Origin of the sequence: Sphingobium sp. CFD-2 (assembly GCF_024611135.1) — a bacterium.
GTDB lineage: Bacteria > Pseudomonadota > Alphaproteobacteria > Sphingomonadales > Sphingomonadaceae > Sphingobium > Sphingobium fuliginis.
Window position 1 is genome coordinate 3,077,138 of record NZ_CP084405.1, and the last position, 16,387, is coordinate 3,093,524.

The window sequence follows — 16,387 nt, forward strand, 5'->3', positions numbered from 1 at the left end:
CTATGCTGTTATCTACAATCCGGATCGCCGGGGGTGTTGGGATCGCAGCGCCCGTCACTTGCCGGCCCGAGTACATCGACCGTGATCAACGAGCGCTGATCGCTCTGCCTGTTGGTTTGAGCGGCCTGAGCGGCTTGTGCTGCGACCGACGAGGCCGCGTCCTGCGGCGTTGCCACCGCCATCGTAGCCGTAGTCGTGGGCACGCCGGTAATATCGCCGGATGCTTTGAAATTGTCGGCATTAGCGACGCGTGCCGCCGCAACGATGATATTGCCTGATGCGCGCACGCCGGCATCGCCCGCATCCACTTCACCAACTGGCGCAATCAGAACAACATTTGACGGTGGATCATTCGGAGCGCGCTTGAACGAGCCGATTCCTGCACCGGATACGCTCCCTGCGCTGTCGACCTCTGTGAACCCGTTCTCATCGAAGCGGACCGTCACGGGCGGGAAACTCGAAGCACTCTTCGGTCCCTGACCCGCGGCTAGATCGCCATTGGATGACCACATGGTGATGTCGCCATTCGCAAGGCTGAAAACGCGGCTCTGGTTCAGGATGAAGTCGCCATCAGTAAAGCTGAAAATTTTGCCGCCCTCGAGCGTCAGGACACCTTCGAACCCAGCCGGAATGGAAACGATCCGGGCCGACTCCGGCCGTGCAAAATTGCCGGTTGGCAATGATTGGAGTCCAGCGGGATTGTAGCCCGTGAACGCTGTATAGCGTCGTGCCACCTGCTCGGAGGTGCGAACCACCGAACCCGCAATCATGTCGCCGCCCGGGGCCAGGATGGAGATGTCTCCTCCACGCGCGGTCTGGATCGTCGCGAGGCGAAGATCGGCATTACCCGTTACGATCCGCTCAGCCGCTTGCGGCTGACCATTTACGATGTTTCGAACCGGAACGCCGAGCGGATGATCTTCGTTCACGGTCGATGGGTCGAGCGTATAGGGAGCGAGGTTATCCGTGTAGCCACGCTCCGGCGAAAAGAGCGTGTTAACGGCCCGATAGCCGCGCACATACTGAAGATAGGATGACCCGTTGGGGTCCGCTGGAGCGGCGAGTTCATTGAAATAGAGCTGGTCGATCAGGAAACCCTGCTGGCGGAGCAGGTCGATCTTCGCAAAAGCCGCATACAGTTCGCCGCTCTTGCCATAGGCCGCGTTTGCGAGCGCCGCCTGCCCACTGGCGCTATCCTCGAAGCTCTCGCCGGCGAATATCGCAGCAAAGGCCTCCGGCTGGTTCTCACGCAGCCATGTGGCAAGCAGCGGCGCGTATATCGGCTTGGTGCGATCTGGACGCTGGTTCCCCAGAGTATCGGTCACCTGCTCAAACAGATCACCATCAAGTTTCGCGAAGTTTGCCGGGTTGAGATAGGTTTCGCGTAGCGCGGCATAGTTCGCACCTCCCGCCATACCGAAACGCACGCTAAGATCAGCGCCGTCGCGGTCCAGCCAGGGGTTGAGGTCGTTGCCAACCGTCCGGATGCCGCCGGCATAAGTGACGGCGATCGTGCCGGCGGAACTGCCATCGGAATTGAACTCTATCTGGTTGATGTTTGCCGAAGTGACAAATGGCCCGATATTCCGCCCGGCTTCGACAATAAGCGAGCCAGGACCGCCCAGAACAAAATTGTTCGATCTCACATAGGGTAGCGTGCCGCTGTTCCCCAGGATCGTGCCCTTGATATCGCCGCCGGCTCTGATCCGTGTGATATCCTCGGCGTCGATATTCTGACCGATGAAATACATATCGACGATATCGCCGCCAGCAGTGACGCGGGCCTGCTTCGGCAGGAAAAGCGCCGAGCTGTCGATATCGCCGCCGCTGTGGATGCGGATGGGCTCAGGGTCTCCGAGGTGAGTGATCCGCCGATTGTGCTGAAGGCGCAATTCGGCATTGCTGGTGAGCGCATTGACCCAGGGAAGTTCGAACCTCACGCGCTGGATCCGTTGATCCGACCAGGCGCCGCCCATCAGCGACGGGTCGGCATCACTCATCGCTATTGCCAGATTGCGAACACTTCCTGCGCTGTAGATCCGCAGTTGTCCCAGCGAGGAAGGGAACAGAAGGTGAGGAACCCCTTCGGCAAGCTTCACACTGCCCGATAGCGAAGTCATCGAGACTGAGGGCGGGAGAATCTGTGTGTAGCGAAACTCGACGTCTGGCTCGCTCTGCCCGAAATCAAGGATATGGCGCCCTCGCGAGGTCCGCTGATCGGGGTAGACCAAATTCCCGGTCGGAGCCGTAGCGACATCTTCGTTGGCACTGAGACTGAATGCCCCGCTTGCAGAGAAGAAACCATTCACTCCCCACGACGCCATGTCTCTCCCGGCACCGAGGGCTGATACACTCGCGATGGTAGCCGATCCCCCGGCTGACACATCGACGACGGCATCCGTAAGCCGAATGCGGAGATGCTGGGGCGCTGCCACGCTCCCGGCTTGCGGCTCAATTCCGAACGCAGTGATGTCTTGTCCGGCACGGACTGTTGCTCGACCCGTTGCGATATCATACCGGCCAGCAGCGATATTGTGCCCTGCCGCAACGGTGAGATCACCGCTACCAAAAGTTAGCATCGCGGCGCCGACCGAAGTCGTGGTGGTCGTTATGCTCGTATCGAGGGCGAGAATGAGTTCGCGAATATCGCGCCCAGCGGAAATCGACACATCGCCGCCGCCAAGCGCGGCAATCCCGCTCGTGAAATACTGCGGCGCAATGCCTATTTCAGTGTCCCAACCGATCGTTCCCACACGCCAAGGCTGCGTGGGACTCCCCATCAGATTCTCGTCGCGCGTGCTTCGACGTCCCGTGAGCTGACCGCCCGTGCGGAGAAAGTATTCGCTCCACACGTCACGGCGAGCGAGAATGTCCCGGCCCGCACTAGCCTCGACGTTCCCGCCACCGTGGGCAAGGACCGGCCCGATGTTGCTCAAAGACTTGGGCGATACCGTGAAATCGGGATCTTCTGCAGCACCCGTGAAATAGACACTGTCCGGAAGGATCGAAACGGTGTCGCCGCCGACGATCCGGGCAGAAATAGCGGCGGGTGAAACGCGGATGCCAGCCGTATAGAGCGCGCTTCCACCGACTTGCAGTGCTTCCTGCAGGTTCCCATAGTTCGGAGCGGCGAATTCAATTCCTTTGTCGTCTCGGTAGACAGTGTCGGTCGTCGCACGAAGATCGATGTCGCGCGCGGCCGCTGCGGAAATTCTTCCGTCTCCGCTGCGTACGACCGAGCGAACATAGGCTTTGGGCTGTTCGTATGCCAGAAGTGGAGGCGCGGACCGATCCGACGCATAGGCGCCACTTACTACGCCTGCGACATAGCGGCTCTCAAAATGCTGGAGAAACCCGACAATTTCGCTCAGCGGAGCATCGATGCCGCTTGGATTTGTCGCGCTCCCAATGAAGCTGTAGCCTTTTCCTGCGAAATATGCGCGAGCAGCAGCCCGTGTATCGGCGGCGAGCCCGCTGCTTCCAGTTCCCCAGTTCAGGAAAGTATAGGCGTTCGGGTCGAGCGCCCCCAGGCCGCCATCGGGATCAGAGCCCGAGAGCAGATCACCGATATCCACCGAGATCGCGTCGAATCCGGTTGGACGTTGAAGGCGGAACTGCAAGGCTCCGCCATAGCCTATGGCTCCAGCTGTCGCGGTGACGTCATAGCTATACTCACCTCGTATCTTCAGGTCGGCGGTACTTGCGCGATCAGTTACAAGAGGATTTGCGGACAGGGTGCTTCCGGTCCCTGCCACAAGGCGCAGGTCCGAGGAGTGCATCGCGACATCGCCGTCGAGCAGGGGGAACAGTTCAGCGAAGGCCAGCGAATTCCGGTCTTCGCCGCCAGCGTCGGCTGCATTGCCGGCGAGTGTCATCGGCGCTCCCCCGCCACCGCCCGACGTGTTGCCCTTTTGCGCAGCGAGATTGAGAGAGATATTGATACGAGCGTTCGTAGTCGGCCGGGGCCCGCCGACAACATAGTTTGCGATCTCACCACACACGCCGGTCGAGCTACTATTGCCGCAGCCGAACTGGATCGCCGGCTGGTAGGTCCGATCACCGCCACCGAGCTGCTGATCTATATAGTTGGGATCTGACTGATCCCGGAAGGTGAAGAAGCCGTCGGAGATCGAGCGGTTGATTGTGAGATCGTTGCCTGCGCGCAGGGTCACGACAGGCGCTTCGCCGCGCGCGGAGCCGCCATCGGTGCGATAGAGGAACGTGGCGTGGTGATCGAGCAGCTGGCCTTCCTTGCCCGGCACGACCTTGTAACGTGGTGTGCCGCCGGAGATCTCGGGTATGAGTTCGAGCACGCCGGCATCGACCGCTGCCTGCAGTTGCTCCGGCGAGAAGGTGGCGGCGGCGAGGTTCCACTGGCTGACCGTTTCGATCGCGCCCTTCGAGGCGAGCTCCACGCCGGGCCGCAGGCGCATGCTATCAAGGCTCGAGCCGTCGACGGTCGATACGTCGAAGTCCTGGATGAACCGGACCAGCGAGGATGTGCCGTCGGCAAGCGCCATATCGGTGGTAAACGGGTTCGCGCCGGTGGCGCCGAAGTCGAGCAGGATCGCGCCATCGGCGTCGCGCGTGATGCCCGAGTAGAAACCGCTGTCAGCCATCGCGTCGAGATCGTAGCGCTGGAACGCTTCGAGCTGGGCGCTGTCAGCACCGACGATGGCCCCGCGCTGCGAGAGCGCGACCTTGTTGCGATCGGTCCCGATGACTGGAGCCCGGAAAATAACGTCACCACCCTGATCGGGGGCAGCATACTCATAGACGGTCACCGCATTGCCGGTCACCGTATCGGTGACGATCTTGGGGATCAGTCGGCCGCCGCTTTCTCCTGCTACCAATGCTGCCTGTGTCCGGCGCGCGCCAACATCGATGGTGGCGCCACTGGCGATGGTAAGTGACGCGCTCTCCGAGCCGATGCCGAGGATGACATCGCCGGCCTTGGCCGGACGGCTGTCGGTATCGGCATAGCCTTTGGTGTGGGTATCGAGCTTCGCGGTCGCCGCGAGAGTCACCCCGTTCTGGCCCCAGAGCGCGATATCGCCGCCATTGACCCGCGCGTTGCGCGCGGCATCGGCGGTCATGCCGGTGACGTCGACGCCCGATGTGTCGAGCGTGCCAGCGATGCCGATGCTGCCGCCGTCCGCGGTGAGGGTGACCTTCTCGGCCTTGAGCGACTGACCCTCGGCCAGCGTCAGATCGCCCGCGCCGGTGCGGACCCAGACGTCGCCGCCGAACTGCGTGCCGTAGCGTTCGACGAAGCCGCCGAAGTCGAAGCTGCCGGTCCCGCTGTCCAACGTGAACGAGCCGCTGCGCAGAACCGGCTTGGCGTCGGGATCAACGCCTTCCGCTTCGGGATCGACCGCGAGGCCGGGGTTGAGCGCGGCGAGCAGGGTGACCGCGCCGTTGCCAGCCAGCAGGTTGAGGCTGCCAGCATTGCCCTTGCCGGTGTCGGTGATCAGCGCGGATGCCGCATCGGTGGTGATGCCGCCATTGGCCGAGAACAGGTTGATCGTGCCGCCACCGGCAGCGACGGTCACCGGATCGACCTCGTCGCCGAACACCTTCTCGTAGCCGAGGACGCTGAGTGTCGCGCCTGTAAGGCTCACATCGCCTGCGGACTGGACATCGATGATGCCCGCCGTCGCGCGGATCGCGGTGCCGCTGATCGCCAGCGACTGCACCCGATCGTCGATCGTGCCGAACGCGATACGCGCACCGGGGGCCGCGTTGCCCTCGATCTTTGCCTCAGGGTTCGCGCCGGTCGAGGAGATTGCTACGGTCCCCGTGCTGAGGAACGTATAGTCGGGCCGCACCGTCTGATTGCGCGGATCTGCCTTGGCCGAGCGTTCGGCGATGAACGGCGTGTTGAGCGTGAGCCCGGCGCCGCCGGTATCGAAGCTGCCCTTGCCCTCGACATAGAGGCCATCGCTGGCCGCCAGCGTTAGGCTGTCGGTGAACCCTGCCGCGCGCACGGCATTGTTGCCGAGGCTGATCGTGGTCGCATCGAGGGTCAGGCTGCCCGCCGAGCCGCACAGCGCGCTGCTGACGCAGCCATCGGCCGCATTGCCGCTGTTGGCGAGGCGCACGTTGCCCGCTTCGATCCGCACGGCCGATCCGGCTGCTGCCTGCGCGTCGGCGGCGAGGCTCGCGGTGTCGAGCACCAGGTCGTTGAACTGGTACGATCCTTCCGCAAAGCGAATCGAACCCGGCGAGCGCACGGTCAGGCGCTCGGCCGCGCCGAGTTTGGCAGCGAGACTGGTCCCGATCGCGCCGGGTTCACCGGCAACATCGCCACCGCCGGCAAAGCGGATGTCCGCGCCGGAGATCGCGGCATACCTGGCATCGAGCGTCGCGCCTTCGGCGACCACGAAGTTGCCGCTGGTGTCGAGGGCAAGGACTTCACCGGTGAGCGACGCCGCGCCGATGTCGAGGGTCGACGTGCCGCTGCTCGTGCGCGCCACGAGACGCTCGGGGCCATTGGCGAGGCGCAGGATCGAGCCGGCGCCAGTGGCCTTGTAGTCCGCATCGGTCAGGATGCCGGGATCGCCGACCGCGGTGAGGGTCGCGCCGTCCTCGATGGCCAGCGCCGAGCCGTCGCCGCCGACCGCGAGCAGCAGTTCCGAGGCCTGCAGGCTCGCGCCTCCGGCCACGGTGATATTGGTCGCAGTTGCCGCGATGCTTGTCGTGCCGTCGGCATTGTCAGTGCGCCGCCCGCCGATCAGGAGGCTGGGCGCGTTGAGCTTGGCCAGCGTCGTATCCGAGATCAGCAGCATCCCTTCGGCCGCTTCGGCATCGGCCGCCGCAATCAGGATGTTGGAGCCAAGGATGTCGATCTGCCCGGCCTGGCCGCCTTCGCCCGCGGTCAGGTCGAACACCCCGGCGACCTTCAGTTCATTGAGCGGGGCCAGCACCACGCGCGCCGCGTCGAGCGGTAGGCGCGGCCGCGCATCCGGGTTGAGGCCGGTCAGATAGTCCGAGCCCGGCGTGGTCTTGATGGTGGAGTATTTGGTGAAGACGTCTTTCGTCTGCACGGTGAAGCTATGCCGCGTGGATTCGGCGATGTCGGTCCCTGCAAAGGCGAAGGTGCCGCCGAGCACGATCGAGCCGTCGAGCAGCTTCGTGCTCTTTCCAGGCAGCGGGGATGCAGCACCCGTATTCTCGACCAGGCGCAGCGCGCCGGGGATCGCCATCGCGTACTTCGCCGGGACCAGCAGATACTCGCCCGCAGCGATGCCGTTGCCGCCCTCGAGATGCACCGAGCGGCCCGCCTGCGCGCCATAGAGATCGCCATAATCGGCCGAATAGATCGGATCGTACGGCGCGATCTTGCCAGCATCGGACACCGGCACCAGCGCATAAACCTGCCGCTGGTCGGGAAACTGGTAGCCCGTCCCGGTGACGGGATCGTAGTGGTTCGAGCTGAACGCGTCGCGGTTGAAGCGGTCGAGGACGTCGCGTGAGCCGCCTATGCCCGATTGGAACTCATAGGCGTAGACGTCTCCGCCGCCCCGGCCATCGATCAGCGCACCTTCGGATTGCACGATCGAACCTGCTGACAACGCAAGCTCGCCGACAGGGAGTTTGGTCAGCGGGGTCGCTACGGTCGGGAAATAATACTCAACCCCATCTGTGGTCGTGCCATAGGGCACCGTCAGGCCCGCACCGGATACAGACGTTACGCTGCCACGACCGAAAGTGAGCGTCTCGGTTGGTGCGACCTGTCGCAAATCTCCGCCCTCAAGTAAAACGGTCGAGGTGCTGCCAAGCGTCAGTTGACCAAGTGGCGCCGCCAGAAATCCATCTTGAACAATTCGGGCCGCCAACACACGAAGATGGGTACCGGCTGTGAGTGGAAGCGGCGCCGCCGGGTCGAGATAACGATTCCCAAACCGTATGGTGTGGTTACCGATGACGGCGATATCGTAGGGCGTCTTAATGGTGCCGTTTGTGTTCTCGAGAAGTGCCTGGAGATTACCGGTGCCAGTTGTGGCGTAGGTGCGACGCGCGTCGATCGTGAGGTCGCCGACAACGCTGAATTGGCCCGAATAGTTGGCAATCTGGCCGGTGGACGGATGATACACGCCGGTAAAGCGGACATCGCCCGGCGTGCGTAGTTCGAATGATCCGATCTGGCCGATTGCAATCCCGCCAACGACATCAATCCCCTGCAGACCGCCTTGAAGAACGAGCGAACTGGCGGCGTCGCCGCCCATGCCTGCCGTCGAGACGGAATAGGTACTTGCAAGCCTGATGTACCTCGAAGCCAGTCGCACATTCGAACCCGCCGTTACCCCCAGACTGACTGCCTCGCTTCCGATGTTCGCGGACTGGGTGCGATCCTGCGACGTCACCATCAGAGCTTTGCGCAGTGAAAGATCGAAATCGCCATCAAGCGTGAGCGAGCCACGCGCTATCAACGTGTCGAAATCGCTACCCTGGATCAAACCGACAGGAAGATAATCGGCTTGGTCGGCCGAACCTGTCCCCACGGTCGGTCGTAGCCATTCCAGCGTCCCACCCTCGGCACGGATATCGCCGCCGCGGGCGTCGATTGCGGTAGAGCCGAGCGATCCACCGCCAAGCGCAGAAATGGACCCGCCCCTGCTCCATTCGAGCCAAGGACTGAAGCCGCCTCTGCCATTGCTGATCTCGAATGTTGCAGCGGCTCCGCTGATGTCGAGACGGGCCTGGTCGTCGCGCACGAGAGTGCGCCCGGAAGATGCGCTTCCGCTGCCCGGAACGCGGTTGATCAGACGAACGGCCTCAAGCGCGATCGTGCCGCCATCAACCACACGGCCGCTGCGAAGTATTCTTCCTCCAACCGTGACCGCGCGGGGATCGAAAAGAGCCACGCCGGAAAGATCGGTGACACTGCCACGATCAAGTACAATGCCCTGTTCGGCATCCAACACGCCCAGAATATGAACGATCCGGTCTGCGCCCACTTCCGACACCAATTGCCCATTGGTCAGTCTGGGATCAGCTGCGCTAACCGCGCTTTCCAGAAAGCGCCCTTGGCTGTCCACTGTGCCGCCGAAGGCATCGGCAAGACCGTTCCCGCCAAGATCGGTATCGCGAACGCCAAAGCCGCCGACGATCAGACTGTCAGAAAGATCGTTGCGTTGGCGGATCGACCCGCCGTGCAGAGTGATATTGCCGGCATTGTAGAGCTTGCCGATAGTGATTGACGCTTCAGGCGCACCGATGATCGAACCACCGGCCATCACGTCGAGTTCGGTCAGACCCCCGAGCACCAGATGCGCGGCCTTGCGGTCCCACAGGGCGACGTTGGTGGTCGGCACCAGGAACGACTGGGTCAGCAGATCAGACCCGGTTTCGAGCCCACGCAGCGCCTTGCTCTGATCGGCCGTCAATAGCGTCGGTAGCATCCATTGCGTGAGGTCGAACGTCTCACCTTTCTTGACCACAAAGCGGGTGGTCTCGAGGAAAGCGGACTTCGCTACCCGGTCATTGGCGAAGAGATCATCGACGATGCGCGAGCGGTAGCTCGATACGTCGAGCGTGCCGAACCCAGTGCGCTGGAAGAAATCGAGGCCGATGTGCGTGCTTCCGGCGCGAGTGTCCGAGCCGAAGCTCACATCGGGCGCGACGAGCTTGAACGTCCCGCCACCGGCAAAGCCGAACCCCAGAATCGACGCTTGCGAGATATCGACTGTTGAACGGGGATCTGCGACCAGATGGGGCAATGTCGCTGAAAGTCCGGAGCCGGCTGACGGGCGCGGCGTAAATTCGACCGATTGGTTGGCCCCATAGAGAGGATCGTCGGCAGGCAAGCCAATAGCTGAACTCGGGTCCGTATTGGTCAGCTTCGACGATGCGTACACCGTTTCGTTGAGCAGCGAGATATCGCCGCCCTTGCCGTCGAGGATCAGGCTGCCGGTCGGCGTGACATAGCCGCCCGCGCTGACGTCGAGTGTTCCGCTCACGCGAATGCTGCCCGAAAGGTCTACAGCCTGAGTTGCCGTCTCGAGACTGTCGCCGACCGCAGCGATGACATTTCGGGCAGATCGCAGTGAGATGCTGCCGCCGTCGCGCCAGGCGCCTCCGCGCGGCCCGCTTTGAGAGTTATTATCATTCACCCATTGTCCGGCGGTTGAGAGCTTGCCGGTGACGATAATATCGAAGGGCCTCAGCGTTCCGGGGTCGGTCGCGTAAAGCGTGGCGACATCATCATCCGAGCGGTGAATAGAGCCCGCCGCGCCAAAAACGATCGGAAAATCTTCTTCGCTCGGTTCGAACCCGTTGACGGTACGTGCTGAAATCGAGCCTGAGGGGGCTTCTACCGTCCCGTCGAACCGGATCGTTCGGCCCGCCAGTACGGACAAAACCCCACCTGGGCTGAGAATGAGATGGGACTTGCCCGTAATCGACAACGCATCAGGCGATTGTAAATTCTGCGCGCCAATATCCGCAAAGGTCACGTTCCCCGCAGCAACGATGTCGAGTTGCGCGAGACCAGCAAGGTTGAGCATACTGTCAGAAAGCAGAAGTTCCGCGGGGTAGGCTGCTCCCGTCCCACGTGTGCCATGATAGACTAGAACATCGCCGAGTGTCTGGACACTGAGCGCCCCGCCTGCCGGGAGCTCATATGTCGACGCCTGCAACCCGCGACCCAAGCCCGAAGGCGCAACGCTGGGTCGGTCACCTTTGGCTATCTGGCGTGCACCGGCGAAAGCGTTGGCATGGACCGCACCATCGATCGTAACAGCCGCGGCGCTGATCGTCAGCGCGCCGGCGTCGCGCCCCTCATCGTAGGCGGCATCGAACTTCTGCCCTTGGCCGACGCCCATCATCCAGTTGCGGAGCATGCCCGAGCGGGGCTGGCGAACCTCGGTAGTGCTGGTGATCACGTCCACATAGACGTCGTTCGCATTTGCCCGCGAGATATCGACTACACGGCCATCGGAGGTCACCAGCTTGCTTGTCTTGAGTGCGCCGGCGGCGTAGCTTACCCAACCCCCGGAGATGTCGACCGTGGCGCCATTGGCAACGTCGACACGCTCGCCCTGCAATGAAATCGAGCCACCCTTCGTCATCAGTTCCTGGGCTGTAGCCGGGAGCTGACCTGCGATACTGGCGGCTTCGATCAGCGGCGACCCGACCCAGGCGACGCCATCCTCGCGTACGCCCGAGAGGCGAGGGTCGATGAAGATCGTTTTGCCATTGAGCGAGAAGTTGCCGTCGACTTCGACTTCGCGGTAGTTAGGGGTGTCGCGCAGCTCATTTCGTTTTACCGGAGTGATCTCGATCGAATTCCTCGAAGCGTCCAGCTTGACGTCCTTCAAGCCGCTTACATCGATGATGGCATTTGGCGCGATCAGCACGCTGCCGCGACCGAGAGCAGGCACGAGATTCGTCGTGGTGCGACCAACCGAAACATCTGCGCCTGGAGCGTAGATGACAGCATTCTGGCCAATCGAGACGTTGGCCGGCACCAACCCTCCAAACGGTACCCCAGGAGCGCTGATTTGAGCGCCGATCTCGAGTTGCGACCTCTTGAAGCCCGCAGGTTCATTCGGCGTCCCGATCGGTATCGTTTCACCATTGGTGTCAGCGAACATTGCAATCCCGCTGGCGAGTGCGGGATTGGCATTTCCATGCAGCGTGATGTCGCCGCCAAAGAGCGTGATTTTCCCGTTGCGCGAAACGCTTGTGGTCGTGGACAGCAGGCCCGAGAGATCAATGGACCCGAACGCGCTGGTGCCGAGAGAAAGATAGCCGCGGCGGGATTCGATCAATCCCGATACCTGAATGTGACCGTCACTCGGATTTGCAGGGCGATCTACGAGAATATTTGACGAGCCATCATAAACGAAACTGTTGAACAAATAGCCCCGCACATTGGGGTCCGGGCTAGTCGCCGCACCGGAGCTTTGCGCAAAGCTGACGGCGCGCCCAGCCTGAAGGCTGACCTGGCCGTCGATAGCGCTGAGAGCGCCTGCAGTTCTGATCGAGGGAGCGGCGAGCAACAGATATCCGCCCTGCCCGGACCCGATGCGGGCTCCAGCATCGACGACAATCCCTCCTTCGGGACGATCAACAAAGCTCGTAGGACCACCAGTGCCGCCGGAAGTCGGATCCAAATCGGACGACACAAGGAGGGACACATCGTTGCCGGTTTTGGCGAAGGCGGTTCCGTCCGGTGCTGTGAAAAGACCATCTTCCAGAAACGTTAAGTTGCGTTCTGCAATAGTTGCAGCACGAAGGGTCGTGTTGCTCCCCGCAACGAACCGCGCCGCGTTCCCCAGCTCCAACGTCGACGCGAGGAGTGAGTGCGTGTTGACCTGGCTGTCCTTGCCGAAGATGATCCCGGCGCGGTTGAGCACGACGACGGTGCCGTCGGCCTTCATGTTGCCTAGGATGAGGCTCGGATCGGTGGCGTTGGTGACCCGGTTGACCGCGACCCAGCCCGGCTGCGCGGTGCCGTTGCTCTTCTGGTTGAACTGGAGCGTCGTGTTGGCACCGATATCGAACCGGTTCCACGACAGAAGCGCCCGCTCTTGCGTCTGGTCGATCGTGACCGTCACATGTCCGTTTGCGCCCGTGGTCTGCGAAGGTAATCCCGCTCCCTGCCAGCTCTTGAGACCCGTGATGTCGTACTGCGCACCGGCGCTGACCAGCAGTTCGCTGGCGCGCTGCGTATTACCCGCGCGCGTTGCGGCGATCGCCTCGCGGATCGCGTCGGTAGGGTCGAGGCCATTGCGGTCGAGCCCGTCCACCACCGGTCCACGGTTGGCTGCTTCCCGGATAGAGGTGATGTAGGCGCGGATCTCGTCAACCCGACCTTGCGTTGTCTGCTGTCGCTGGAGTGCGCCCTGCATTGTCCCCGAACGTACCGGCACCGTGGTCTGCGGTCGCGGCGTGCCAACCTGCGTCTGCTTGCCAACGGCAGCACCCAGCGTCTGCGCCTGAACCTCCACGGGCAGTGCGGTTGCAATCGCCGCAAGGCTCGCACCCAGGAAGAGAAAACGGCGACCAAAGGCCGGACGCAGGGACGAAGATGCGATCATGACAAGGCTCCAGCCGACAAAATCTCGGCTCTGGCAAAGATAAATTGATTGGGAACGCGTGCAGGGCAGCCTGGAAAAGGAGCCTGCCGCCATACATTCATGAGGATTGAATCTGGACGCCTCGCTAACCGTCCGGCCTGTTCAGGAAGGGAGGAAAAAGGCATCATCATCGCGACCTCAGAAGGCGAAGCCCAGATCGACGTGCAGCACATCGATCCTCAATGGCGCATCGACGATTTCGTTCGCCGAGAACCAGCGCGCGGCGAGCGTCACGCCGTCAAACGGTGCATAAGCCCCGCCTATCACGTAACCCTTGACGTTGGTGCCCCCGAGCCGGAAATCGGAGTCGGTGAACGCGTCGGGGACGGCGTCACTTTCAAGATATTTGTACGCGGCATTGATTGCCCACGAGCCGCGCTTTGCCCGGCGGGGATTGACGCTGTAAAGCGCCGGGTCGCCGATTGAGAAGTAAACGCCGTAGCCCTGATTGCCGCCTACGAATTTCGCCGGATTGGTTGCGTCGCAGACCCCTTGGTTCACGTTGGTCGGGTCGGTGATCTCGACGTTGGTGATCGGTGCGCCGACGTTGCCGCGAAGGCAGTTGTTCTCCGGATCAAATCCGAAGTTGTACAGATAGCTGCCAGTGAGCCGCGCCTTGACGCGTTCGCTGATCGGGACCGTGACCGAGCCGTTGATATCAAGCACGCGATAGGCATACTTCAGGCCCAGATATTGAGGCTCACGCTCATCGCCAGGGTCGGCATAGGTATAGTCGATGTCACGCAGATACATGAGCGTATTGCCCTTGCTGGACCAGAGTGGCCGCAAGATATCGGTCGAACATTCGACATTGACGGTCGAGAAGATGTCACAGGGTGTCGAGACATGACCGCGCATGTAGGTGAAGTTATGGAAAGCAGCGGAGAGGTTCACGTCTATGCCGCCAGCGAATTCCTTGCCGGCTTCAGCCTGCAGCGAGAACATGTAGCGATCACGCCAGTTGCGCTTGGCCGTCGATGTGGACGGGAAATTGCCGGGCTCGAACTGGAGCGGGAACGCGCCGCCGCGGACCGCGAAGCGGAAATCCTCATTTCCTAGCAGTTTCGTGATGTTCGCCTCGCCATAAACGCCGTCCAGCGCCAGATCGGGATCGAACATGAGATCGGTGGTACGGAAAGGATTGTCGAACCGGCCCAGCATTGCTGTCAGACCGGGATAGACTTCGCCCTTCACATAAGCGTTCTGTATCCACAGATCGCGTTTGCGGAATCCGCCAGTCAGCCCCGAATTTGTCGAGATCGGCCCAGCGTCATCACCTGTGGCGAGCTGGAAACCGAGCTGGAAGCGGTTTGCCACTGTCGCCTCGATGCCGATACGCGCGCGGATCTGCATGTTGTTGATCTTGTCGCGCGTCGTATTGAGCGACGGGAAGGCCTGCCGGGATATGCCGGAAAGGTCATAGGGACCTGTTTCATTCCAGGCTGCGACGTCGGCATAGTGGCCGATGGCATTGTCCTTGGAATAGAAATCCGATGCCGAGCGAAAACGAAAGTCGCCATGGATACGGATGTTGTCGACCCAGTCCGGCGCAGCCTTGTCGGGCGCAGCCCAGCGTTCGGCCTGAGCCTGGGCCAGCACTTCCTGGCGCAGTTCATCCTTGATCTGGGCACGCACCGTCTCAGGGACATAGGGTACACGGACCGCACCGGCAGGGGGCGGCGCCAACTCGGCAGACTGTGGCGGCGGCGCGTTCACCGCACGTTGAGCCGCCTCGGCTTCAGCACGCCGCATCAGCGCTGCGCCTTTTTCCGGAGTGACGATGCCTTCGTCTACGAGGAGTTTCACCATGGTCGCCACGGCGCTGTCAGGCTGCGCGGCCTGGCCTTGAGCTTCCTGCGCGAACGCCGGCGCCGCAGACAACACCGCTGCGCACAGCGATGTGGTAAGCATCAACCGCCCTGTTCGCAGAAACTTCAATCGCTGTGACATTCCAAATCCCCTTTGCCCGCGCGGGCTTCGATAATCAGAGAGAGCTTTTGCGCCCTCGAACTGTGACAAGTTGTGGAAAGACCATGGTCGATGGCGGTGGATCGAGCCCGCGAACTTCCTGCAGAAGCGCCGTCAGCTTCCGCATGTCCGCATCGCTTCCACCCCTCGCATCTCTGAAGGTTACGCCGGTGATGCGACCATCGCGTGTAACCGTCAGGGTGTAATCGGCCGAGAAAACGAGCCGACTGAGCCGCGGATCGTCCTGAACACGCTCCTGCAAGGTGGACTTGAGGTAGCTGGTGTACATGCCGACGGACATGCCGCCGCCTGAGCCTCCACCGCCGCCAGGCCGCCCACCGATGCGAACGCCGCCGCCATCGCCCACCCCAAGGCCATAGTTGCTCGGCCCGGCGCCTTCACGCGCCGTAAGCGCGTTGTCTCCAGGAGTGGGGTCGCTGTTGGCCTGATCGGGCGGCGGCGTATCGACCGGCTGCTCGATCGGCGGTGCGATCGTCGGCTCGGGTGGCTGCTCCACAGGTTTGGTCTCAGGGGGCGGAGGTGGCGGTGGAGGCGGCGGCAGGATAACCTGCGTCGTCTTCATTTCATTGGGTCGATCGCTGACCGTTTGCGTGCCCAGGAAATTATAGCCTATCGCAAGGACAAGCCCAACGGCCACCACCGCAAGTATTCGTCCGAAGGTAATCGGCGATTTCTTGCGACGCTGCCCGTCAGGACCTTCCGGTAGCATCAACGATGCGGCTGCCATCAGTGTGCTCCTCGCATGAGCACGCACTGACGTTCATCGGGTGCGCTATACGTCGCCCGAGTTGACGCCAGCAGGCCATAAGGGAGACGTCGGGAAACACACCCGACCTTTTCCACTGCCCTGAGGCTGGCTGAAGGGTCGATGGTCAACATCGCTCCCTCTCAAGCCCCGCCGCCAGGCGGACGCGTGGAGGCCATGCCAAGGCTCGGCACACCGACCTTGGAACACAGGTCGAGCACCTGCATGACCTTGTCGTACTGGACAGCGCGATCACCGCGCAGGATCACCGCGAGGTCCGGTGTCGTCGCGATCGAGGAACGCAGCTGCGCTTCGAGTTCGCTCATCGACACCGGGATCGCATCAATCGACACCGTCCCGTCATTGCTCACCGCAATCACCCGGCTCTTCTGGGCTTCGAGCGTCTTGGCCGAGGAGGCGGAAGGCAAGTCCACCTTGATCCCCTGCACCGCCGCTGTCGTCATAAGGATGAATATGATGAGGAGCACCAGCACCACGTCCACGAACGGCGTGATGTTGATCTCATTGTAGGGCTTCTTCGGACCCCCGACCTGCATTCCCATGGCTC

4 protein-coding genes are annotated in these 16,387 nt (G+C 62.1%); all 4 read right to left on the reverse strand.

The genetic code is table 11. From position 1 onward, the window contains the following. Positions 1-8: 8 nt before the first annotated feature. The 4 genes from LDB29_RS15235 to LDB29_RS15250 all read right to left on the reverse strand — a co-directional run bounded on the left by LDB29_RS15235 (position 9) and on the right by LDB29_RS15250 (position 16,382). On the reverse strand, positions 9-13,046 hold the full coding sequence (locus LDB29_RS15235) for a filamentous haemagglutinin family protein (RefSeq protein WP_257554651.1): 13,038 nt from the start codon (positions 13,044-13,046) through the stop codon (positions 9-11). A gap of 177 nt (positions 13,047-13,223) precedes the next feature. After that, positions 13,224-15,035: a putative porin gene (locus LDB29_RS15240; RefSeq protein ID WP_257554652.1), complete on the reverse strand. Its 1,812-nt coding sequence runs from the start codon at positions 15,033-15,035 to the stop codon at positions 13,224-13,226. Between the two features lie 34 nt (positions 15,036-15,069). After that, complete coding sequence (locus tag LDB29_RS15245; RefSeq protein WP_257554653.1) at positions 15,070-15,801, reverse strand: TonB-dependent receptor; 732 nt, start codon at positions 15,799-15,801, stop codon at positions 15,070-15,072. Positions 15,802-15,962: 161 nt separating this feature from the next. Further along, positions 15,963-16,382: a biopolymer transporter ExbD gene (locus LDB29_RS15250; RefSeq protein WP_257554657.1), complete on the reverse strand. Its 420-nt coding sequence runs from the start codon at positions 16,380-16,382 to the stop codon at positions 15,963-15,965. Positions 16,383-16,387: the final 5 nt, after the last annotated feature.